Here is a 20167-nt window from a genome sequence, read left to right on the forward strand (position 1 = left end):
CATCAGGACTGCCATGGAGGGCAGTCCATCTTTGCATGGCTTACTGCACCACTTGCGCCAGCTTGCCCGAGGCGTACTGGGCGGCGATCTCGGTCAGCGGCAGGGCCTTGATCTTGCTGGCGTTGCCGGCGGTACCGAACTCGGTGTAGCGGGCGACACAGATCGCCTTGGCGGCGGCGCGCGCCGGCTTCAGGTATTCGCGCGGATCGAACTTGCTGGGGTTCTCGGCGAAGAAGCGACGGACGGCGCCGGTCATGGCCAGGCGGATGTCGGTGTCGATGTTGATCTTGCGCACGCCGAACTTGATGGCTTCCTGGATTTCCTCGACGGGCACGCCGTAGGTTTCCTTCATGTCGCCGCCGAACTCGCGGATCTCGGCCAGCAGTTCCTGCGGCACGCTGGAGCTGCCGTGCATCACCAGGTGGGTGTTGGGCAGGCGGGCGTGGATTTCCTTGATGCGGGCGATCGACAGGATGTCGCCGGTGGGCTTGCGCGTGAACTTGTAGGCGCCGTGGCTGGTGCCGATGGCGATGGCCAGGGCGTCCAGCTGGGTCTTGCGCACGAAGTCGGCGGCCTGCTCGGGATCGGTCAGCAGCTGGTCCATGGTCAGCTTGCCGTCGGCGCCGTGGCCGTCTTCCTTGTCGCCCTGCATGGTTTCCAGCGAACCCAGGCAGCCCAGTTCGCCTTCGACCGTCACGCCCAGCTTGTGGGCGATGTCCACGACCTTCTTGGTCACGTCGACGTTGTAGTCGTAGTCGGCGATGGTCTTGCCGTCTTCTTTCAGCGAGCCGTCCATCATCACGCTGGAGAAGCCCAGGTTGATGGCGCCCTGGCAGATGGCCGGCGACTGGCCGTGATCCTGGTGCATGACCACGGGAATGTGGGGGTAGGACTCCACGGCGGCCTGGATCAGGTACTTCAGGAAACCTTCGCCCGCGTATTTGCGCGCGCCGGCCGAGGCCTGCATGATCACCGGGCTGTCGGTCTCCGCCGCGGCTTCCATGATGGCCTGGACCTGTTCCAGGTTGTTGACGTTGAAAGCCGGGATGCCATAGCCATGCTCGGCGGCATGGTCGAGCAACTGGCGCATGGAGACTAGGGCCATGAGTGGTCCTCCTAAGGGTGCAGTTTATTGAGAGATGATTGAAACCTGCTGATAAGGAGGGATTTTACGGGGGATTCGCGGAAAGGTCTTGCAACCCTATGTCCACATGCTTCCGGACGAGGGCGGCGGCGCCGGGAGAAGCCCTCGGGGAACGCCTGACGGCGGCCGGCGCGGGTCGAGTCGGGCTTCCCCGCTCCCGACGTTCGGGGCAGGCCCGCATGTTCAGGGCAGGCCCGCATGCGGCACGTCGACCCGGGCGACCAGGATGCGGCCTTCTGGCTTGGCGCGGCGATTAGCCTCGATGAAGTCCGGCGCGGCCGCCATGAACAGCGTGCGGCCATCCGGCCCGCCCAGCGCCGCCGCGAAGATGCCCAGTTCGCCGGTGTCGATCTGCTCCAGGATGCGGCCGCCGCGCGCCACGCGCACGATGCGCTTGCCGATGGCGTCGGCCACCCACAACGCGCCCTCGGCGTCCAGCGCGCCGCCGTCAGGACCGATGGCCGAGGCGGCGATCAGCGTGTGCAGGTCGTCCGAGGCCGGCAGCGCGCCGAAGTCGGCCCAATCGCGGCGCGGGCCGAGGCCGCCGTCGGCCAGGATGTCGAATTCCGAGATGCGATTGCCGAAGGTCTCGTTGACGATCAGGGTCTTGCCGTCGGGCGTGATGAAGGAGCCGTTGGGAAAGCACAGCCCGTCGGCCACGGCGCGGGCCGAACCGTCCGGATCGACCCGGACGACGGTGGTGGTGGCGACGGGCTCGCCCGCCATCAGATCGAAGCCGAAATTGCCCACGTAGGCCCGCCCCAGGGCGTCGACCACCATGTCGTTGATCGGGCCGCCGGTCAGGGCGCTCAGGTCGGCATGCACGACCAGCGTCCCGTCCGCCTCCCGGCGCAGCACCTTGCGGTCTTTCATGGAGGACACCAGCATGCGGCCGTCGGGCAGCCAGCCCAGGCCGGATGGCTGCTGCGGCACCCTGCAGATCTGCTCGATGCGCCCTTCGAGATCGACGGCGATCACCTGCTCGGTGTAGAAGTCCGACGCCCACAGGCGCCCATCGCGCCAGCGCAGGCCCTCCAGATAGGTATAACCGGAGGCCAGCACGGACAATTCGCGTTTCGGCATTGCTCTGTCTCCATTATTTTTGCGTGACTGCCGCCGGCGCGCCGGCGGACCGGGCCCTCTCCCGCTCCTTCCGGGGCGGTACGGGGACAAATGATTTTGTCATGACTCAACCGTCCCCAACCTTACAACTAACTGTCAGCTACTCGGGGTTAACATCGCGCCCCGAGGGTTAACCCGCGCAGCCGCAGCAGGCCGCGCACGGCCGTTTCCACCCGTGGAACCCGCCTGGCCCACCCTGGCATTCCATCATCAGACCGCTAGTCCCGCCCCGTGCCGGCGGCAGGCTTCACGCCAGGCGACCCGGTCCTCCGTTTTGCGTTTTACCGATATGAATACGAAAAAACTGACGCGCTACATCGGCCTAGCCATGGTGCTCGGCGTCTTGGTGGGATACCTCTGCAACAAGTACGCGCAGAACGCGCAGGAGGCCAAGCAGATCGCCTCGTACTTCAGCCTGATCACCGACATCTTCCTGCGCATGATCAAGATGATCATCGCGCCCCTGGTGTTCGCCACCCTGGTCTCGGGCCTGGCCAGCATGAGCGACGCCAGCGCCGTCGGCCGCATCGGCCTGCGCGCCATGTTCTGGTTCATCACGGCCTCGGCCATCTCGCTGCTGCTGGGCCTGATGCTGGTGAACGTGTTCCAGCCCGGCGCCCACCTGAACCTGGCGCTGCCGGACACGAGCCTCACCTCCGGCCTGAAGACCGGCGACTTCACGCTCAAGACCTTCATCACCCACGTCTTCCCAAAGAGTATCGCCGAGGCGATGGCCAACAACGAGATCCTGCAGATCCTGGTGTTCTCGCTGTTCTTCGGCGCGGCGCTGTCGTTCATCCGCGGCAAGGGCCACAACACCATCTTCAACATGATCGACGAACTGGCCAAGATCATGTTCCGCGTCACCGACTACGTGATGCGCTTCGCGCCGCTGGGCGTGTTCGCCGCCATGGCCGCCGCCATCACGACCGAGGGCCTGGGCGTGCTGGTCAGCTACGGCAAGCTGATCGGCGAGTTCTACCTGGGCCTGGCGCTGCTGTGGGCCATCCTGTTCGCGGTCGGCTACCTGTTCCTGGGCAAATCCACGTTCCGTCTGGGCGGCCTGATCAAGGAGCCCACCCTGCTGGCCTTCTCGACCGCCAGCAGCGAATCGGCCTATCCCAAGACCATCGAGGCGCTCTCGCGTTTCGGCGTGTCCAAGCGCATCTCGGGCTTCGTGCTGCCGCTGGGCTATTCGTTCAACCTGGACGGCTCGATGATGTACCAGTCCTTCGCGGTGCTGTTCATCGCGCAGGCCTACAACATCGAAATGAGCTTCTCGCAACAGCTGACGCTGCTGCTGGTGCTGATGGTGACCAGCAAGGGCATGGCCGGCGTGGCGCGCGCCTCGCTGGTGGTGGTGGCCGCCACGCTGCCGATGTTCCACCTGCCGGAAGCCGGCCTGCTGCTCATCATGGGCATCGACCAGTTCTTCGACATGGGCCGCACCGCCACCAACGTGGTGGGCAACAGCCTGGCCACCGCGGTGATCGCCAAGATGGAAGGCGGCGAGGATGATCCGACCACGGCCGCGGCCGGCGAAGCCGCCGCGCCGCAGGCGCAGGAAGCGCCGGCGAAACCGGCCTCTCAGAGCGTGTAAGACAAAAACGGGCCGAATGGCCCGTTTTTTTATACCGCCGTTCCGTCGCGCGGTTCAGTCGCGCAGTTCAGTCATTGACCGAACAGGCCACCGGCTCGCCGTCCTCGAACTCCACGTCGTAGGTATGGACCGGGTCCCAGGGCAGCGTGAACCATAGCTCGTAGCCTTCACCGTCCTCGTCGAACAGCCACAGCGCGCGCAGCACCGCCTTGCCGGCCATGGCCTCGGCGGTTTCCTCGGCCAGCAGCTGGTCGTCCTCGTAGCCGTGCTTCTTGCACTGTTCGTAGGAATAATGATCGAGCAGGAATTCGGACGCGGCCAGGACGTGGTCGTCCAGCTTGTCGATGATGCTCTTGACCGCCTTGGACGCGCCGCTGCCGGGTTCTTCGCCATCGGTCTGGATCATGACGTGGATGGGCGGACGTCCGGCGCCGGCCGGCACCAGCTCGGCCGCCCACAAATCGGGCTCTTCGGGATCCTGGGTGAAATTGAATCGCGCCATCGCGGGCTCCGTGTAAGGCTGGGGCATGCCAACATGCCATGCCCGCCATTTAAGCAGAACCGCGCCGCCGCGTCTGTGACCGAGGGCGACGTTTTTGCCTCGCGGCATCTTCGCCCCAGCGGCAGGGCCGGATGGCGCTGGCGCCGCTACACCCGTTCCAGCGCCCGGTACGGCGGCGCGGGCAGCTCGACCAGGATGCGGTCGCCCCCGGCCACCCTGCCGCCCGCCAGCACCACGCCCATAACGCCAGCCTTGCGGATCAGGCTGCCATCGGGGTTGCGCCCCAGCACGGCGGCGGTCAGGCCCCGTTGATAGTCGTCCAGCTGCGAGCAGGGATTGCGCAGGCCCGTGATCTCGACGATCGCCTCGGGCCCGATGCGCAGCCGCGCGCCGCGCGGCAGGCCCAGCAGGTCGATGCCGCGCGTGGTGACGTTCTCGCCCATGACGCCCGGCCCGACCCGGAAACCGGCCCCGGTCAACTCGTCCAGCAGCTCGCCGTGGATCAGATGCACCTGCCGCAGATTGGGCTGGGTGGGATCGGCTCGGACCCGGGAACGGTGCTTGACCGTGACGCCCATGTGCGCGTCGCCCTCCACGCCCAGCCCGGCCAGCAGCGTGATGGCCGGCTGCAACGGCTTGCTGAAGCCATGCCCGGGGCTGGCGGCCACGGCTTGCACAACGGCGTGTGTTGACATCGACGACTCCTGCGGGATCAGGCGGCCACGGCCACGGCCGGCGCGTGCGCGCTGTCCGGATGATAGTGGGTCGAGAACACCAGCCGCCCGGCCGACCAGGTATGGCTGACCAGCGGCTGCCCGCCAACCCGCGCCACCGCGATCAGATCGGCGCGCAAGCCCGGCGCGATGCGGCCGCGATCATCCAGGCCGCAGGCGCGGGCCGGATTGGCCGTCACCAGCGCGACGGCCTGCGGCAGGCTCAGGTCGGTCTGCGCCGCGACGGCATGGGCGGCGGCGATCATCGTGGAAGGCTGATAGTCCGAACACAGGCAGCTCGCCACGCCCGCGCGGATCGCGTCGATGGCCCGCATCGAACCGCTCTGGCTCTGGCCGCGCAGCACATTGGGCGCGCCCAGGATGGTGGGCAGCCCGCAAGACACGGCGGCGCGCGCCGTATCCAGCGTGATGGGGAACTCGCTCATGGCCACGCCCAGGTTGCGCATGGTGGCGATGCGCTGGATGGAATCGTCGTCGTGGCTGGCGGTGGGAATGCCCAGGGCATGCGCGTGCGCCAGCAGCGCCTCGACCCGCGCCACCGAGCCATCCAGCGCGCGCGTCTTGGCCCGCGCCGCCTCTTCGGCCTGCTCGCGGCTCATCGCGTGGTTGCCCATCATGTATTGCAGATAGGACTCCAGCGTCTTGAACTGGCCCTGCCCCGGCGAATGATCCATCACCGACAGCAGGTCCACCGCGCCCTCGTCCATCAACGCCCGCAACACGTCCACCGCCGTGGGGTCGGTGACTTCGTAGCGGCAATGGACGCGGTTGTCCACCAGGCTGTGGCGACGGTGAGCTCGCAGCGCGCGCACCACCTCGGCGGCGGTCTGGTTATTGCGCACGCCCCATTCGCTATTGGCGAAGGACAGCGCGTGATACGGCGTGGTGATGCCGGCGGCCGCGTTGCGACGGTCGACCTGGGCCACGGCGAAATCCAGCGGGAACAGCACGCGCGAACGAGGCTCGGCCTCTTTTTCGATGGCGTCGCTGTGCAGGTCGATCAGGCCCGGCATCAGCGTCTGGCCGCGCAGCGCGATCTCGCGGGCGGGCCGCGCGCCGGCCGGTTCGATGGCGGCGATGCGGCCGTCCTCGATCAGCACGGCGCTGTCTTCCAGCACGCGGTCTTCCAGCACCACGCGGGCATGGGTGAGATAGGTGCCTTGCATCATTGCTCCAGTTCCTCCAGCGCGGCCAGGCTGGCCGCGGACGCCGGCTTCAGGGCCAGCGTGCGGGTGGCGACGGCGTCGCGCACCTCGGCGTCGTGAAAGATCCCCAGCAGGCAGCGGCCCTCGGCCAGCGCCTCGCGGATCAGCGCGATCACCACATTGCGATTATCCGCGTCCAGCGATGCGGTGGGTTCGTCCAGCAGCAGGATGGGATGGCGGGCGATGAAGCCACGCGCGATGTTCACGCGCTGCTGTTCCCCGCCCGAGAACGTGGCCGGGGCCAGCCCCCACAAGCGCTGCGGCACGTTCAGCCGCGCCAGCATGGCGCCGGCGCGCTGGCGCGCTTCGTCCGCGTCCACGCCGGCCTGCCGCAGCGGCTCGGCCACCACGTCCAGCGCCGATACGCGCGGGATCACGCGCAGGAACTGGCTGACGTAGCCAATGACCTCGCGGCGCAGGGCCAGGATGCGCGGTTCGGGCGCGCCGACCAGCTCCACCCATTCTTCGCCATTACGCACGCGGATGCTGCCCTCGGTGGCCAGGTAGTTGCCATACAGACAGCGCAGCAGCGTGCTCTTGCCCGCGCCGGACGGACCGGCCAGCACCAGGCATTCGCCGGCGGAAGCGGTGAAGTCGACGGCGTCCAGCACCGGCAGCCGGATGCCGCCCTGGTTGTGCAGGGTGAACATTTTTCCGAGGCCCCGCGCCTCGATCATGGGTATGGCGTTGGACATGAATCAGCTCTGCAGGATGGAAGACACCAGCAACTGGGTGTAGGGATGCTGCGGATCGTCGAGAATCTGGTCGGTCAGGCCGCTTTCGACCACCGCGCCGCCGCGCATCACCAGCGTGCGATGCGCCAGCAGGCGGGCCACCGCCAGGTCGTGCGTGACCACGATGGCGGCCAGGCCCAGGTCGTTGACCAACTGGCGCAGCAGATCCAGCAGGCGCGCCTGCACCGACACGTCCAGCGAGGCGGTGGGCTCGTCCATGAACACCAGGCGCGGATGCGTGACCAGGTTGCGCGCGATCTGCAGGCGCTGCTGCATCCCGCCCGAGAAAGAGGCCGGCGCGTCGTCCAGCCGGCCGACGTCGATCTCCATCTTGGCGAGCCAGTTGCCGGCCACGCGGCGCAGGTCGCCGTAATGCCGGTCGCCCACGGCCATCAGGCGCTCGGCGATGTTGGCGCCGGCGCTGACCTGCATACGCAGGCCGTCGCGGGCATGCTGGCGCACGAAGCCCCAGTCGGTGCGCGACAGCAGCCGCAGGCGGGCCTGCGACAGCGAGGACAGGTCGATCAGGCCCTGGTCGCGCGTGTCGTACCAGACGCTGCCCGAATCCAGCGGCGCCTGGCACGACACCGCCGACAGCAGCGTGCTCTTGCCCGAGCCGGACTCGCCCACCACGCACAGGACTTCGCCGGCGTGCAGGTCGAAGCTCACGTCGCGGCAGCCATGCACCCCGTCCCAGGTGCGCGTCATGTCGCGCACGGACAGCAGCGGCCGGGGGTTCTTCTCCGGTTGTCCGTGGACGCCGCGCGGACGGACGTCCGCGCCGATATCGGCCTGAAGGTTCATGCCGCTTCCTCCTGCTGGCGCTGGCGCGCCTGCCTGTCGTTGCAATATTCGGTGTCCGAGCAGACGTAGCGGCGCGTGCCGGCGTCGTCCAGGATGATCTCGTCCAGGAAGCTCTGGTGCGAGCCGCAAAGCTCGCAATGCTGGTCCCACTGCTGCACGGCGAAGGGATGGTCCTCGAAGTCCAGGCTCTTGACCGATGTATAGGGCGGCACCACGTAGACGCGCTTTTCGCGGCCGGCGCCGAACAGCATCAGCGCCGGGCTCTGGTCCAGCTTGGGATTGTCGAACTTCGGAATGGGCGACGGCCGCATCATGTAGCGCCCGTTCACCATGACCGGATAGTCATAGGTGGCGGCGATATGGCCATGCTGCGCGATGTCCTCGTACAGCTTGACGTGCATGCCGCCATATTCGGCCAGCGCGTGCATGGTGCGGGTCTCGGTCTCGCTGGGTTCCAGCCAGCGCAGCGGCTCGGGAATCGGCACCTGGAACACCATGATCTGGCCGGCGCGCAGCGGCGTCTCCGGGATCCGGTGGCGGGTCTGCACGATGGTGGCTGCCGGCGTCGATTCGGTGGTCGCCACGCCCGTCACCCGACCGAAGAAGCGGCGGATGTTGATGGCGTTGGTGGTGTCGTCCGAGCCCTGGTCGATGACCTTGAGCACATCGTCCGGGCCGATGATGGCGGCGGTGACCTGGATGCCGCCGGTGCCCCAGCCATAGGGCAGCGGCATCTCGCGGCTGCCGAACGGCACCTGGTAGCCCGGCACCGCCACCGCCTTGAGCAAGGCGCGGCGCAGCATGCGCTTGGTGGATTCGTCCAGGTAGGCGAAGTTGTAGTGCGGGTCGCGTTCGACCGTCGCGGTGTGTTGCGTGGCTTGCGAGTTCATGGCGTCACGGCCTCGTCCATCATGTCATTCGGCGCGGCGGCGGCCGCAAGGCGTTCGCCGCGCATGCGGCGCAGCAGTTCCAGGTTGGCCTGGAAGTCCACGTAGTGCGGCAGCTTCAGGTGCTGCACGAAACCCGAAGCCTCGACGTTGTCGCTGTGATAGAGCACGAACTCGTGGTCATTGGCGGGCGAATCACCGGCTTCCCCCAGGTCGCGGGCCTTCAGCGCCCGGTCCACCAGCGCCATCGACATGGCCTTGCGCTCGCCATAGCCGAACGTCAGGCCGTAGCCGCGCGTGAACTTCGGCCCTTCCTGCGCATTGCCCGAGAACTGGCTCACCATCTGGCATTCGGTGACCTCGATCTCGCCCACGGTCACGGCGAAGCCCAGTTCCTCGATGTGCATTTCCACTTCCAGCGCGCCGTAGCGGATCTCGGCGGCGAAGGGATGAGTATTGCCATAGCCCCGCTGCGTGGAATAGCCCATCGACAGCAGGAAACCTTCATCGGCGCGCGCCAGGTTCTGCAGGCGGGCGGCGCGGTCGGCGGGAAAATCCAGCGGCTGGCGCGTCAGGTCGAAGGGCTCGGGATCGCCTTCCGGCGGCAGCTCGGGATCGATCAGGTCTTCGTGCGCCAGCAGGTCGGTGACGCGCGGCATGGACGAGTCCAGCGTTTCCTCGCCCGGCGGCAGGGCATCGGCCTCGCGCCCGGCTTCCAGCGAAAAATCCAGCAGGCGCTGGGTGTAATCGTAGGTCGGCCCCAGGATCTGGCCGCCCGGCACGTCCTTGAACGTGGAAGAAATGCGGCGCTGCAGGCGCATGCGGCCCGTGTCCAAAGGCTGCGTGTAGCCAAAGCGCGACAGCGTAGTGCGATAGGCGCGCAGCAGGAACACCGCCTCGATCGCGTCGCCAGCGGCCTGCTTGAGCGCCAGCGCGGCCAGCTGCGGATCGTAGAGCGAGCCCTCGGACATCACCCGCGACACCGCCAGCGGCATCTGCTCGCGGATCTGCGCCAGGCTCAACTCCGGCACCTCGCGATCGCCGCGCCGGTAGTCGTCCAGCATGCGGTAGGAATTCAGGATGGCGCGTTCGCCACCTTTGACGGCAACGTACATTTCAGTTCTCCACTCGAGTGCTTCTGGGCAGGCCGCAAATGCGCCGGCCCTGCGTCAGGAAGAGATCCACGCCCAACGGGAAGCGCTGATGGTTCAGGCGCCATTCACGCCAAAATCCTTCCTCCAGTCCGTCGACATGCAAGGCGGCGCGGTCCTGGATGCCGGGACCGGACAGCGTCAGCGCGCGGCCTCGCTCCAGGTCCGTCGCCTCGATCAGCAGCGTGGCCGACTGGTCCGGATACGCAGGATCCCCCGGATTGAACAAGGACAGGGCAGGCGCCCGATGCCCGCGCGGCAAGGCCGCGAACCGCGCCTCGCCAGGCTGATCAACCATCGAACAACCACAATGGAAACGCAAGAACGCGCGCACCTCGTCATCGACGCCGGCGGGCAGCCACAGCGGCGTATCCACATCCACCAGCGTCAGCAACAGCGCGACCATCGCCGGCGACATCCCCGCCGGCACCCCGCAATCCGCCTCGATCTCCAGCACCCGTCCCGGATGCGCCAGCGCCTCCAGCGCCACCCGGAACGCCGCCTGCGCCCCGACCGCCGGATCCGCGAACCCCGCCTGCGGCGCCCGCCCGGCCAACGCCGGACTCAATGTGTGTGCATGCATGTCCATTTCCATTCCAGATTCCGATCCAACCACCCGCCCTGCGATCCAAACCCGCAAATCCGCAAAGCCGCATCCATCCCTGCCCCACCACACAAGCGCCGCAAGCCCGCGACGGCCGTCCCAAGCGGGGCCGCGCGGATCCGGCTCCGCCGGTCCGCAGCCGGCGCCCCCCTGGGGGGATCTACTCCCCGCGCACCATGGTGAAGAACTCCACCCGCGTGCGCGCCGCCACCTGCGCCTGCCGCGCCACGCGTTCCTCGCGGCTGCGCGCCAGCGGTGCGATCAGCTGCCGTTGCACGGCCTCATGCCATTCAGGCAACTGCAGCAGCGCGTCGGCCACGGCGGCCTGCTCGGCGTGACGCAGCGAGCGGCCTTGCACATAGGCGATGCCGACCACGCCGTTCTCCAGGCTGACCGCGCAGCGCGTCAGCGTCATCTCGCCCAGGTTGAAACGCGTGCCGGTGCCGCCGCTGCGCGCGCGCACCATGGCCATGCCGGATTGCGCGGGCCGCAGCATGCGGTGCGCGGGCAGGCTGCCCAGGGCGCCAAAGGCGCCATCCAGCTCGGACGATTCGGCCAGCGCCAGCACGCGCATCCAGGCCGCGCGTTGCGCGTTGGCCTCGGCCTGATCGGATTGTGGATGATTCATTTTTTCCTCTACACGTCTAGACGACTGGACAGAGTATGATCCGTGCTGAAGAGAAGTTCAACAGCCGGGCGTGAATTTTTGATGACAATCGCGGCCTACACGGGCGCGCCGGCTTGGTGCACAATCACTGCCATTCTTGATGACGACGCGACAATACGAGCGCCCATATGGTTGAAAGAGGTTCCGGCATCGCCGTCTGGCGGCAAATCGGCGAATCGCTGGCGGACGACATCCGCAACAAGCTCTATCTCGCGGGCGAACAGCTGCCCTCGGAGCCCGAGCTCGCCGCCAAGTTCGCCGTCAACCGGCACACCATTCGCCGCGCGATGGGTGAACTGGAACAGAGCGGGCTGGTCCGCATCGAGCAGGGCCGCGGCACCTTCGTGCAGGAACATGCCATCGACTACGCCATCGGCAAGCGCACGCGCTTTTCCGAGAACCTGCGCAGCCAGGGCGTGCTGGGGCACCTGGAAACGCTGGGCAGCCAGACGCTGCGGGCCGCCGACATCGCCAAGCACCTGGGCCTGCCGCGCAACGCGCCGCTGCTGCGCGTGCATCTGGCGGGCAAGGCCGAAAACCGGCCCATCAGCGCGTCCGAACACTACTTCGACGAAAAGCGCTTTCCCGATTTCGCCGAACGCCTGACCGCGCTGAAATCGGTGTCCAAGGTCTATGCGCACTACGGCATCGACGACTACACGCGCAAATGGTCGCGCATCACGGCGGCGCTGCCCTCGCCCGAAGTGGCGCGGCTGCTGGGCCAGCCGAAGACGCGCCCTATCCTGCAGGTCGAGGCGCTGAACGTGGACCAGCAAGGCGCGCCCCTGCAGTACAGCATCACCCGGTTCGTGGGGGACCTGGTGCAGCTGATGGTCAGCGACGACAACTGAGTACGGCGTGGCGGTGGGCCGGCCCCGGAAGCCGGCCGCCGCGGCGGGGATCGAACGAACCGGGCAGGCCCTTTAATTCATCTAGACATCTGGTTGTAACGCACAGCCGCTAACTTGCTTCCATGAACCCGCACGCACACGCCCCCTCGCCCCTGGCCGGCATCGCAGGCCAACGCATCCTGACCCCCGGCGGCATCGCGCCCGCCAGCCTGTGCTTTCGCGCGGGACGGATCGACGACAGCCCGCATGCAAGCTCCGACGCGCCCTGGTTCGACGCCGGCGGGCTGCTGGTGCTGCCCGGCATCGTCGACCTGCACGGCGACGCCTTCGAACGCGCCGTCATGCCGCGTCCCGGCGTGACCTTTCCCTACGACAGCGCCCTGTTCGACGTCGACCGACAGTTGCTGGCCAATGGCATCACCACCGAATTCCACGGCCTCACCCTGTCCTGGGAAGGCGGCCTGCGCGGCGAAGCCTATGCCGAGCGCATGTTCGATTCGCTGGAACGCATGCGCGAGGCGCTGGGCGCGCGGCACTGCGTGCATCTGCGCTTCGAGACCCACCACGTCGGCGGCGTCGAGACCGCCCAGGAATGGATCCGCCAGGGCCGCGTGCGTTTCCTGGCCTTGAACGATCACCTGCCCGGCATGGCACGCCGCCTGGGCGACGACCGCAAGCTGCTGCAATACGCCAACCGCGCCGAATGCGACCTGGACACCTTCCAGGCGCGCATCCGCCAGGCCATGGCGGCGGCCGACGCCGTGGCCGCCGCCATGCGCGAACTCACCGCCTGCGCGCAGGCCGCCGGCCTGAAAGTAGCCTCGCATGACGATCCGGACGCCGCCACCCGCCGCTACTACCACCAGCTGGGCTGCGGCGTCGCGGAGTTCCCGCTGACCCGTGAAGCGGCTGGCGTGGCCCGCGACCTGGGCGACGCCATCGTCTTCGGCGGCCCCAACGTCGTGCGCGGCGGCAGCCACACCAACGCGCCCAACGCCACCGACATGATCCGCGCCGGACTGTGCGACATCCTGACGTCCGACTACTACTATCCCGCGCCGCTGGCCGCCGCGATGCGCCTGGCCCACGACGGCGTGCTGCCCTTGCCGCAGGCCTGGGACCTGATCTCGCGCAATCCCGCCCGCGCGGCGGGACTGGACGACCGCGGCGCGCTCGCGCCGGGCCTGCTGGCCGACGCCATCGTGGTGGATGATCGCGTGCCCGGCCTGCCGCGCGTGTGCGCAACCATCGTGGGCGGCGAATTGCGTTACGCCACCGGCGCCTTCCTGGGCCAGGACGACGCGTCCGCCGCGCGCCAGGCGGCCTGACGGTCATGCCGCTCGCCCATCGTTACGCGCTGTACCTGGCGCCGTCCGGTCCCTGGCAGGAACAAGGCAGCCGCTGGCTCGGTCGCTGCGCCGAAACGGGCGCCGCCCTTGAGCGCCAGCCCGGCATGCCCGCCGCCGCGCAGGCATGGACGCGCGCGCCGCGCCACTACGGCCTGCACGCCACGCTCAAGCCCCCCTTCCGCCTGATCGCCGGCGCCGGGCCGTCGGATGTGGACCGGGCCGCCGCCGCGCTGGCGGCTCAGCACAGCGCCTTCGCCATCGAACTGGAATGCGCGCCCCTGCGCGGCTTCCTGGCCTGGCGACTGACCGAGAGCGACCCGGTGGGCCGCGCACGCATTCACGCGCTGGCCGACGCCGCCGTGCGCGAACTGGATCCGCTGCGCGCCCCGCCCACGCCCGAGGAACTGGCCAAGCGCCTGCGCCATCCGCTGGCGCCGGCCCAGCACGCGCTGCTGGAGCGCTGGGGCTACCCCTATGTGTTCGACCAGTTCACCTTCCACATCACCCTGAGCGAAAAACTGGCGGACGCCGAGCTGCGCCAGGCGCAGGCCTGCATCGCCCGCTACGCCGATCCGCTCGCCGGCCGGCCCATGCCCGTCGACGGCGTCAGCGTCTACGTGCAGCCCGGCCCCGGCGAGGACTTCCTGGCCGCGCGCCATTACCGTTTCGACGGCGGCCGCGAGGATGCGGCCGGCGCGGCCTATATGCAGGGAGAGGCGGCGGCATGAACGGCGCGCGCCTGATCTACCTGATGGGCGCGTCCGGCAGCGGCAAGGACACCTTGCTGCGTCTGCTGCGCGCGCAGTTGCGCGCCGACGAACCCGTCATCGTCGCGCATCGCTACATCACCCGCGACAGCGGCGCCAGCGAGGACGCGCTGCGGCTCTCGGAAGATGAATTCTCGCGGCGCGAAGCGCTTGGCGGTTTCGCGCTGCGTTGGTCCAGCCACGGCCTGCGCTACGGCATCGGCGTGGAAATGGATGCCTGGCTGGCCGGCGGCGCGGCGGTCATCGTCAACGGTTCGCGCGCACACCTGCCTCAGGCGCATGCGCGCTATCCTGCGCTGACCGCCGTGGAAATCCGTGTCGACCCCGCGCTGCTGGCGCGCCGGCTGGCCGGACGCGGCCGGGAAAGCGAAGCCGACATCGCGCGGCGGCTGGCGCGCGCCGCCCAGGAATTTCCGGTACCCGAAGGGTGCCGGCTGATACGGCTGGACAACAACGAGGCGCCCGACGTCGCGGCGGCGGCCCTGCTGGACCAGGTCCGCTCGGTCCTGTCCGGCGCGCCGAAGGCGGCCGTCACCGCGACCACGGCGACCCCACGCTAAGCCCCGGGACCAGGCCCCTGGCGCTTCTGCCCCGCGCAGCATTCCAGCAGGATGGCGGCGAACGCCTCTTCCGCCACCAGCGCCCGGGCCTCGCGGCGCCGGATCAGATTGATGGGCGGAAGCTCCCAGCCGAAATCCCAGGGCACCCTGCCCAGCTTGCCGTGCTGGCAGACCTCCGCCGCGATGTCGTCCGGCAGCACGGAAACCAGCGTCTCGTCGGCCGCCAGCATGCCCTCGATCACGTCGGTCGAGTAGGCTTCCAGCACCGGCGCGGGCGCGCGCAGGCCCGCGTGGATGAAATGCTCGGCGATCAACCGGCGGGTCGGCGTGCCGGCTGCCGGCAAGACCCAGTCCATGCCGGCCACGGCCGCCCAGTCGGATTTGCGGCGGGCAAGCCGCCGCGCCGATGCCACATGGGCGACCAGGCACGGCCGCTGCCGGTAGAGCACATGGTGGGTCAGGTCGTCCGCCACCAGCGTCGACGTGGCCCGGCTGATGACGCAGTCGAGTTCATGCCCGCGCAGCATCGGCACCAGCTGATCGGTGGTGGCCCGATGCAGGGTCAGGGTCGCGCCGTGCCGCCGGTACAGCCCGCTGGCGGCCGCGCTCAGCAAGGTCGCCGATACATAGGGCACCGCGCCCACCTGCAGATGGGCCGAGCGTCCCTCGTGCACCGACGCGATCTCGCGCGCCCATAGTTCCAGGTCATGGCGCATGCGGCCGGCGCGCAGCAGCGCCAGCTCGCCCAGCGGTGTCGGCCGCAGGCCCCGTCCCGTGCGTTCGAACAGCGGCGCGCCGAAGATGTCTTCCAGTTCCGCCAGCGCCTTGGTCACGGCCGGCTGGCTGATGCCCGCCGCCGCGGCCACGCGCGTCAGCGAACCCAGCCGGGCGATGTCGGCCAGCAGGCGCAGATGCCTGGGCTTGAGCCGGTTGCCCAGCCGCGCGCCATCCCAATCCATGCAGGCCTCCCATAGCCATATGGTTATTCAGATATGCCCACAAATATACGCGCAGTTATTTCACGCTCCTATACTGGCCTGGTCCCCAGCTTCAGGCGCAGACCGGCATGTCCTCCGCATTCACCGCCCGCCCCGAAATCCGCGGCACCTTCGGCGTGGTGTCGTCCACGCACTGGCTCGCCTCGCAAGTCGCCATGGGCGTGCTGGAACGCGGCGGCAACGCCTTCGACGCCGCGGCGGCGGGCGGCTTCGCGCTGCAGATCGTCGAGCCGCACCTGAACGGCCCCGGCGGCGAGGTGCCTATCCTGTTCTGGAGCGAAGACGAGCAGCGCATGCGCGCGCTATGCGGCCAGGGACCGGCGCCCGCGCTGGCGACGCCGGCCTATTTCCGTAGTCTGGGTCTGGACCTGGTGCCCGGCATCGGCCTGTTGCCGGCAACCGTGCCGGGCGCCTTCAGCGCCTGGCTCACGCTGCTGCGCGACTACGGCACCTGGGAGCTGGCCGACGTGCTCGCGCCTGCCATTGCCTACGCCCGCGACGGATTTCCATTGGTGCCACGCATCTCCCAGGCCATCCTGGCGGTGCAGGCCCTGTTCCGCGACGAATGGACCAGCTCGGCCGAGGTCTGGCTGCGCAATGGCCGCGCGCCGGCGCCGGACGCCCTGTTCCGCACGCCCGGCATCGCGGCCACCTACACGCGCATCGTGGAACAGGCGCAAGCCGCCGGCCGGGACCGCCGCGGCCGCATCGAGGCCGCGCTGCATATCTGGCACGAAGGCTTCGTCGCCGACGAGATCGACGCCTATTACACACATGCGGCCGTGCGCGACACCACGGGCCAGCGCAACCGCGGCCTGCTGCGCAAGTCCGACCTCGCGCAGTGGCGGCCCGGCTATGACGAGCCGGCGACCGTGCAGTACGGCCGCTACACCGTGGCCAAATGCGGCCCCTGGTCGCAAGGCCCCGTGCATCTGCAACAGCTGGCCATCCTGCGCCACCTGGGCATGGACGGGCTGGACCCGGAATCACCGCAGTTCGTGCATCGCATCGCCGAAGCCGCCAAGCTCGCCTTCGCCGACCGCACCGCCTGGTACGGCGATCCCGCCTTCGTGGAGGTACCCTTGCAGGCGCTGCTGAGCGAGCCTTACGCGCGCACGCGCGCGGCGCTGATCAATGACACCGCCTGCCCCGACTGGCGGCCCGGCCAGCCCGAGGGACGGCCACCGTGCCTGCCCGACCTGGACGCGGCAAGGCGCACGCTGGCGGCGTCCGACACCCGGTTCGGCGTGGGCGAGCCCACCTTCGCCGCCCTGCCGCCCGTGGCCGAATGGGCCGAACGCGAATTGTTCGTGGGCGACACCTGCCAGATCGACGTCATCGACCGGCACGGCAACATGGTCGCCGCCACGCCCTCGGGCGGCTGGCTGTCGTCCAGCCCGGTGGTGCCGGCGCTGGGCTTTCCCCTGACCACGCGGCTGCAGATGACCTGGCTGGACGACGGCGTGCCAGGCCAGCTGCAGCCGGGCAAGCGCCCGCTTACCACGCTATCGCCCGGCCTGGCGCTGCGCGACGGCAAGCCCTACATGGTGTACGGCACTCCCGGCGGCGACCAGCAGGACCAATGGACGGTGCAGTTCTTCCTGCGCCATGCCGCCGGCCTGAACCTGCAGGAGGCGATCGAAGCGCCATCGTGGCACGTCGATCACTTCCCGGGTTCGTTCTGGCCCCGCGCGTTCAAGCGCAACCGCGTCACGGTGGAATCGCGCATGCCCGCGGCCACCATTGAAGCCTTGCGCCAGGCCGGCCACGAGGTGGTGATCGGTCCGGCCTGGTCGGAGGGCCGCATCAGCGCCTGTACCCGCGAAGCGGCGCCGGAAGGCGGGCTGCTGCTGCGCGCGGGCGCGAATCCGCGCGGCATGCAGGGCTACGCGGTGGGTCGCTAGTGTGCTGTCCCGTAGATGCGTGCGCATAACGAAATTCATCCAACGACGCCATGGCGGCTAGGGGTGGATTTCGTGCGGGCGTATCTGCGGGACAGCACACTAGATCCCGGCCATCGGATATCGGATTCCAGCCGGCATCGAGACCGGCACACACAGCAAGGGGTAAACAAGATGAAGCAAGCATTCCTAAAACAGCTGGCCGCCGCGGCCCTGGGTCTCGCGCTGACGGCGCCCGGACTGAGCCGGGCCGCCTGGCCCGACGACAAGCCGATCACCCTGATCGTGCCCTGGGCCGCCGGCGGTTCCACCGACATCCTGGCGCGCGTGCTATCCGAGGGACTGACCCAATCGCTGAAGCAATCGGTGATCGTGGAGAACCGCTCGGGCGCGTCCGGCAACATCGGCAGCACCTATGTCGCGCGCGCCAAGCCGGACGGTTATACGCTGCTGGTGGGCTCGATGAGCACGCACACGATGAACCAGGCGCTGTACACCAACATGCCATTCGACGGCGTGAAAGACTTCACGCCCATCGCCGAACTGGCGCTGGTGACCAACACCATGGTCACGCATCCCTCGGTGCCCGCGAACAATGTGCGCGAGTTCATCGACTACCTGAAGGCCAATCCCGACAAGGTCGCCTACGCCTCGGCCGGACAGGGTTCGACCAATCACCTGAGCGCGGCGCTGTTCGAGAAGGCCGCGGGCGTGAAGATGGTGCACGTGCCCTATCGGGGCGGCGCGCCCGCCGTGCTGGACACGGTGGCCGGCCGCACTCAGGTCCTGTTCAGCGCCGGCACGCAGACGCTGCCGCACGTGCAGAGCGGCAAGCTCAAGCTGCTGGCCGTCACCGAGGAACAGCGCTCGCCGCTGCTGCCGGGCACGCCGACCGTGGCCGAGACCCTGCCCGGCTACGAGCTGTCGGTCTGGTACGGCGCGTTCGGTCCGGCGGGCCTGCCGGCCGACCTCACGACCCGGCTCAACAAGGAAATCAACCTGATCCTGAAACGGCCCGACGTCGTCAAGAAGATGGCGGACATGGGCGTGCTGCTGCTGGACACCACGCCCGAGCAGTTCGCCAAGACGCTGACGCGCGATGCCGACAAATACGGCAAGCTGATCAAGGAACTGGGAGTGACGGCCGAATGAGCGCCTTGCTGCCGCTTCCAGCCGCAGGGCAGGACGAATTGCGGCGGATCGAGCAGGCCTACGCCGATGCCGATCCGCTGGCCGCGCTCGCGGCGATCGACGCCTACGCCGGCGCGGCGCTGGCCCACGCCTTGTTCACGGTCAACCGGCATGATGAGGCGCGCATGCGCGTGGTCCGGCTGTACAGCTCGAATCCGTCCGCCTACCCGCCGGGCGGCGGCAAGGACAAGGCCGGCACGGCGTGGGGCCGGCATGTCCTGCTTGAACACAAGGTGTTCGTGGGCGAAGGCGAGGACGCGATCCAGGCCTTCTTCGACGACCATGCCGCCATCCAGGCGCTGGGACTGCGCTCGGTGATCAACGTGCCGGTGGTGCTGGACGGCGCCTGCCTGGGCACGCTGAACTTCCTGATGCCGCGCCCGGCGGTGTCGGCATCAAACCTGCACACGGCCCGACTGCTGGGCCTGGTCGCCCTGCCCGCGCTGCGGGCGCTCTGCGCCGGGGCATGAACGGGGCCGCGACACGCGGCCCCATCCGCGCTACACCAAGGCCTTGCGGATCCGCGCCGAGGTCATGTCGATCACGACCACGAAGGCGACGATGATGATCATGACCGCGCAGGTCTCCGCGTAGCGGAAGCTGCGGATGATGTCCCACAGCACGGTGCCGATGCCGCCCGCCCCCACGATGCCCACGACCGAAGCCGAGCGCACGTTGGATTCGAAGCGGTACAGCGAGTACGAGATCCACAGCGGCAACACCTGCGGGATCACGCCGTAGACGATTTCCTCCAGCGCGTTCGCGCCGGTCGCCCGCACGCCCTCCACGGGGCGCGGGTCGATGGCCTCGACCGCCTCGGAGAACAGCTTGGCCAGCACGCCCGTGGTGTGAACCCACAACGCCAGCACGCCGGCGAACGGGCCCAGGCCGACGGCCACGATGAACAGCATGGCGAAGACCATTTCGTTGATCGCGCGGCAAGCGTCCATCAGCCGGCGCATGGGCTGGTAGACCCAGGCCGGCACCATGTTCGACGAGCACAGCAGGCCCAGCGGCACGGCCAGCACAATGGCCAGGAAGGTGCCCCAGACAGCGATCTGCACCGTGACGATCATTTCGTCCAGGTACATGCGCCAGTCGCGGAAATTCGGCGGGAAGAAGTCGGCGGCGAACTGCGCCATGTTGCCGGAATCGCGCAACAGGTCCATCGGCCGCATGTCGGCACCGCGCCAGGACATGGCCAGCAGGGCCAGGATGACGGCCCATGTGATGAGCATGGGCAGCGACGAGCGCGGGGCGACGGAGGTACGGGAAGCCTGGAGGGCCATATTCATTGATCACGCTCCGCGGGGATGAAAGAGAACAAAGCTCGCATGCCGGCGCGCCCCGCGGCGCGGCGGCATCGTCGCGGCGGACCGGGATGTCGGATCCGGTC

General features: G+C 68.6%; 21 protein-coding genes. 8 read left to right on the plus strand and 13 right to left on the minus strand.

All coding sequences use genetic code 11. The features are described from left to right. Positions 1-40: 40 nt before the first annotated feature. Positions 41-1105 carry a class II fructose-bisphosphate aldolase gene (gene fba, locus AC6LJ5_RS15655; RefSeq protein ID WP_103275804.1) on the minus strand — a complete coding sequence of 355 codons (1065 nt, stop codon included), beginning with the start codon at positions 1103-1105 and terminating at the stop codon, positions 41-43. A gap of 222 nt (positions 1106-1327) precedes the next feature. Continuing rightward, on the minus strand, positions 1328-2227 hold the full coding sequence (locus tag AC6LJ5_RS15660; protein ID WP_498140945.1) for an SMP-30/gluconolactonase/LRE family protein: 900 nt from the start codon (positions 2225-2227) through the stop codon (positions 1328-1330). A gap of 328 nt (positions 2228-2555) precedes the next feature. Here AC6LJ5_RS15660 and AC6LJ5_RS15665 point away from each other — a divergent pair, with 328 nt between their 5' ends. Beyond that, entirely contained in the window at positions 2556-3866 is a 1311-nt protein-coding gene (locus tag AC6LJ5_RS15665) for a dicarboxylate/amino acid:cation symporter (RefSeq protein ID WP_103275806.1), read from the plus strand. A 67-nt stretch (positions 3867-3933) separates the two neighbouring features. Here AC6LJ5_RS15665 and AC6LJ5_RS15670 read toward each other — a convergent pair whose 3' ends face one another. The 9 genes from AC6LJ5_RS15670 to phnG all read right to left on the minus strand — a co-directional run bounded on the left by AC6LJ5_RS15670 (position 3934) and on the right by phnG (position 11115). Beyond that, positions 3934-4368, minus strand: coding sequence for a hypothetical protein (locus AC6LJ5_RS15670; RefSeq protein ID WP_103275807.1), 435 nt, complete (start codon positions 4366-4368; stop codon positions 3934-3936). A 146-nt stretch (positions 4369-4514) separates the two neighbouring features. Continuing rightward, positions 4515-5063: an MOSC domain-containing protein gene (locus AC6LJ5_RS15675; RefSeq protein ID WP_103275808.1), complete on the minus strand. Its 549-nt coding sequence runs from the start codon at positions 5061-5063 to the stop codon at positions 4515-4517. Positions 5064-5080: 17 nt separating this feature from the next. Then, on the minus strand, positions 5081-6268 hold the full coding sequence (locus tag AC6LJ5_RS15680; RefSeq protein ID WP_498140956.1) for an alpha-D-ribose 1-methylphosphonate 5-triphosphate diphosphatase: 1188 nt from the start codon (positions 6266-6268) through the stop codon (positions 5081-5083). Continuing rightward, entirely contained in the window at positions 6268-7002 is a 735-nt protein-coding gene (gene phnL / locus AC6LJ5_RS15685) for a phosphonate C-P lyase system protein PhnL (protein WP_498140946.1), read from the minus strand. Before phnL ends, AC6LJ5_RS15680 begins: the two co-directional genes overlap by 1 nt. A gap of 3 nt (positions 7003-7005) precedes the next feature. Then, the gene (gene phnK, locus AC6LJ5_RS15690) at positions 7006-7845 is read right to left on the minus strand and encodes a phosphonate C-P lyase system protein PhnK (protein ID WP_392411958.1); all 840 of its coding nucleotides are present in this window, start codon (positions 7843-7845) and stop codon (positions 7006-7008) included. Continuing rightward, positions 7842-8735 (minus strand): alpha-D-ribose 1-methylphosphonate 5-phosphate C-P-lyase PhnJ, encoded by an 894-nt coding sequence (locus tag AC6LJ5_RS15695; protein ID WP_498140947.1) that lies wholly within the window; start codon positions 8733-8735, stop codon positions 7842-7844. Before AC6LJ5_RS15695 ends, phnK begins: the two co-directional genes overlap by 4 nt. Continuing rightward, the gene (locus AC6LJ5_RS15700; protein WP_103275811.1) at positions 8732-9847 is read right to left on the minus strand and encodes a carbon-phosphorus lyase complex subunit; all 1116 of its coding nucleotides are present in this window, start codon (positions 9845-9847) and stop codon (positions 8732-8734) included. Before AC6LJ5_RS15700 ends, AC6LJ5_RS15695 begins: the two co-directional genes overlap by 4 nt. A gap of 1 nt (position 9848) precedes the next feature. Further along, positions 9849-10466 (minus strand): phosphonate C-P lyase system protein PhnH, encoded by a 618-nt coding sequence (gene phnH, locus AC6LJ5_RS15705; RefSeq protein WP_392411982.1) that lies wholly within the window; start codon positions 10464-10466, stop codon positions 9849-9851. A gap of 181 nt (positions 10467-10647) precedes the next feature. Then, a complete protein-coding gene (phnG, locus tag AC6LJ5_RS15710; protein ID WP_498140948.1) occupies positions 10648-11115 on the minus strand; it encodes a phosphonate C-P lyase system protein PhnG in 468 nt (155 codons plus the stop codon). A 167-nt stretch (positions 11116-11282) separates the two neighbouring features. Here phnG and phnF point away from each other — a divergent pair, with 167 nt between their 5' ends. The 4 genes from phnF to phnN all read left to right on the plus strand — a co-directional run bounded on the left by phnF (position 11283) and on the right by phnN (position 14681). Beyond that, positions 11283-12005, plus strand: a complete 723-nt coding sequence (gene phnF, locus AC6LJ5_RS15715; RefSeq protein WP_103275813.1) for a phosphonate metabolism transcriptional regulator PhnF — start codon at positions 11283-11285, stop codon at positions 12003-12005. Positions 12006-12127: 122 nt separating this feature from the next. Further along, positions 12128-13333, plus strand: coding sequence for an alpha-D-ribose 1-methylphosphonate 5-triphosphate diphosphatase (locus AC6LJ5_RS15720; protein ID WP_498140949.1), 1206 nt, complete (start codon positions 12128-12130; stop codon positions 13331-13333). Between the two features lie 5 nt (positions 13334-13338). Beyond that, positions 13339-14082 carry a DUF1045 domain-containing protein gene (locus AC6LJ5_RS15725; protein WP_498140950.1) on the plus strand — a complete coding sequence of 248 codons (744 nt, stop codon included), beginning with the start codon at positions 13339-13341 and terminating at the stop codon, positions 14080-14082. Further along, a complete protein-coding gene (gene phnN / locus AC6LJ5_RS15730) occupies positions 14079-14681 on the plus strand; it encodes a phosphonate metabolism protein/1,5-bisphosphokinase (PRPP-forming) PhnN (RefSeq protein WP_498140951.1) in 603 nt (200 codons plus the stop codon). Before AC6LJ5_RS15725 ends, phnN begins: the two co-directional genes overlap by 4 nt. On the opposite strand, the gene AC6LJ5_RS15735 is transcribed toward phnN, so the two are convergent. Then, positions 14678-15640, minus strand: a complete 963-nt coding sequence (locus AC6LJ5_RS15735; RefSeq protein ID WP_498140952.1) for a LysR family transcriptional regulator — start codon at positions 15638-15640, stop codon at positions 14678-14680. The two genes, phnN and AC6LJ5_RS15735, sit on opposite strands and share 4 nt — an antisense overlap. 107 nt (positions 15641-15747) lie before the next feature. On the opposite strand from AC6LJ5_RS15735, the gene AC6LJ5_RS15740 reads away from it, so the two are divergent. The 3 genes from AC6LJ5_RS15740 to AC6LJ5_RS15750 all read left to right on the plus strand — a co-directional run bounded on the left by AC6LJ5_RS15740 (position 15748) and on the right by AC6LJ5_RS15750 (position 19241). Continuing rightward, complete coding sequence (locus tag AC6LJ5_RS15740; RefSeq protein WP_498140953.1) at positions 15748-17583, plus strand: gamma-glutamyltransferase family protein; 1836 nt, start codon at positions 15748-15750, stop codon at positions 17581-17583. A 171-nt stretch (positions 17584-17754) separates the two neighbouring features. Next, entirely contained in the window at positions 17755-18732 is a 978-nt protein-coding gene (locus tag AC6LJ5_RS15745; protein ID WP_498140954.1) for a Bug family tripartite tricarboxylate transporter substrate binding protein, read from the plus strand. Beyond that, a complete protein-coding gene (locus tag AC6LJ5_RS15750) occupies positions 18729-19241 on the plus strand; it encodes a GAF domain-containing protein (RefSeq protein ID WP_498140955.1) in 513 nt (170 codons plus the stop codon). The genes AC6LJ5_RS15745 and AC6LJ5_RS15750 overlap by 4 nt, the downstream gene beginning before the upstream one ends. 30 nt (positions 19242-19271) lie before the next feature. Here AC6LJ5_RS15750 and phnE read toward each other — a convergent pair whose 3' ends face one another. Further along, the gene (gene phnE / locus AC6LJ5_RS15755; RefSeq protein WP_392411973.1) at positions 19272-20066 is read right to left on the minus strand and encodes a phosphonate ABC transporter, permease protein PhnE; all 795 of its coding nucleotides are present in this window, start codon (positions 20064-20066) and stop codon (positions 19272-19274) included. Positions 20067-20167: the final 101 nt, after the last annotated feature.

The sequence above is a fragment of the Achromobacter sp. 1011791174 genome, from assembly GCF_059760925.1.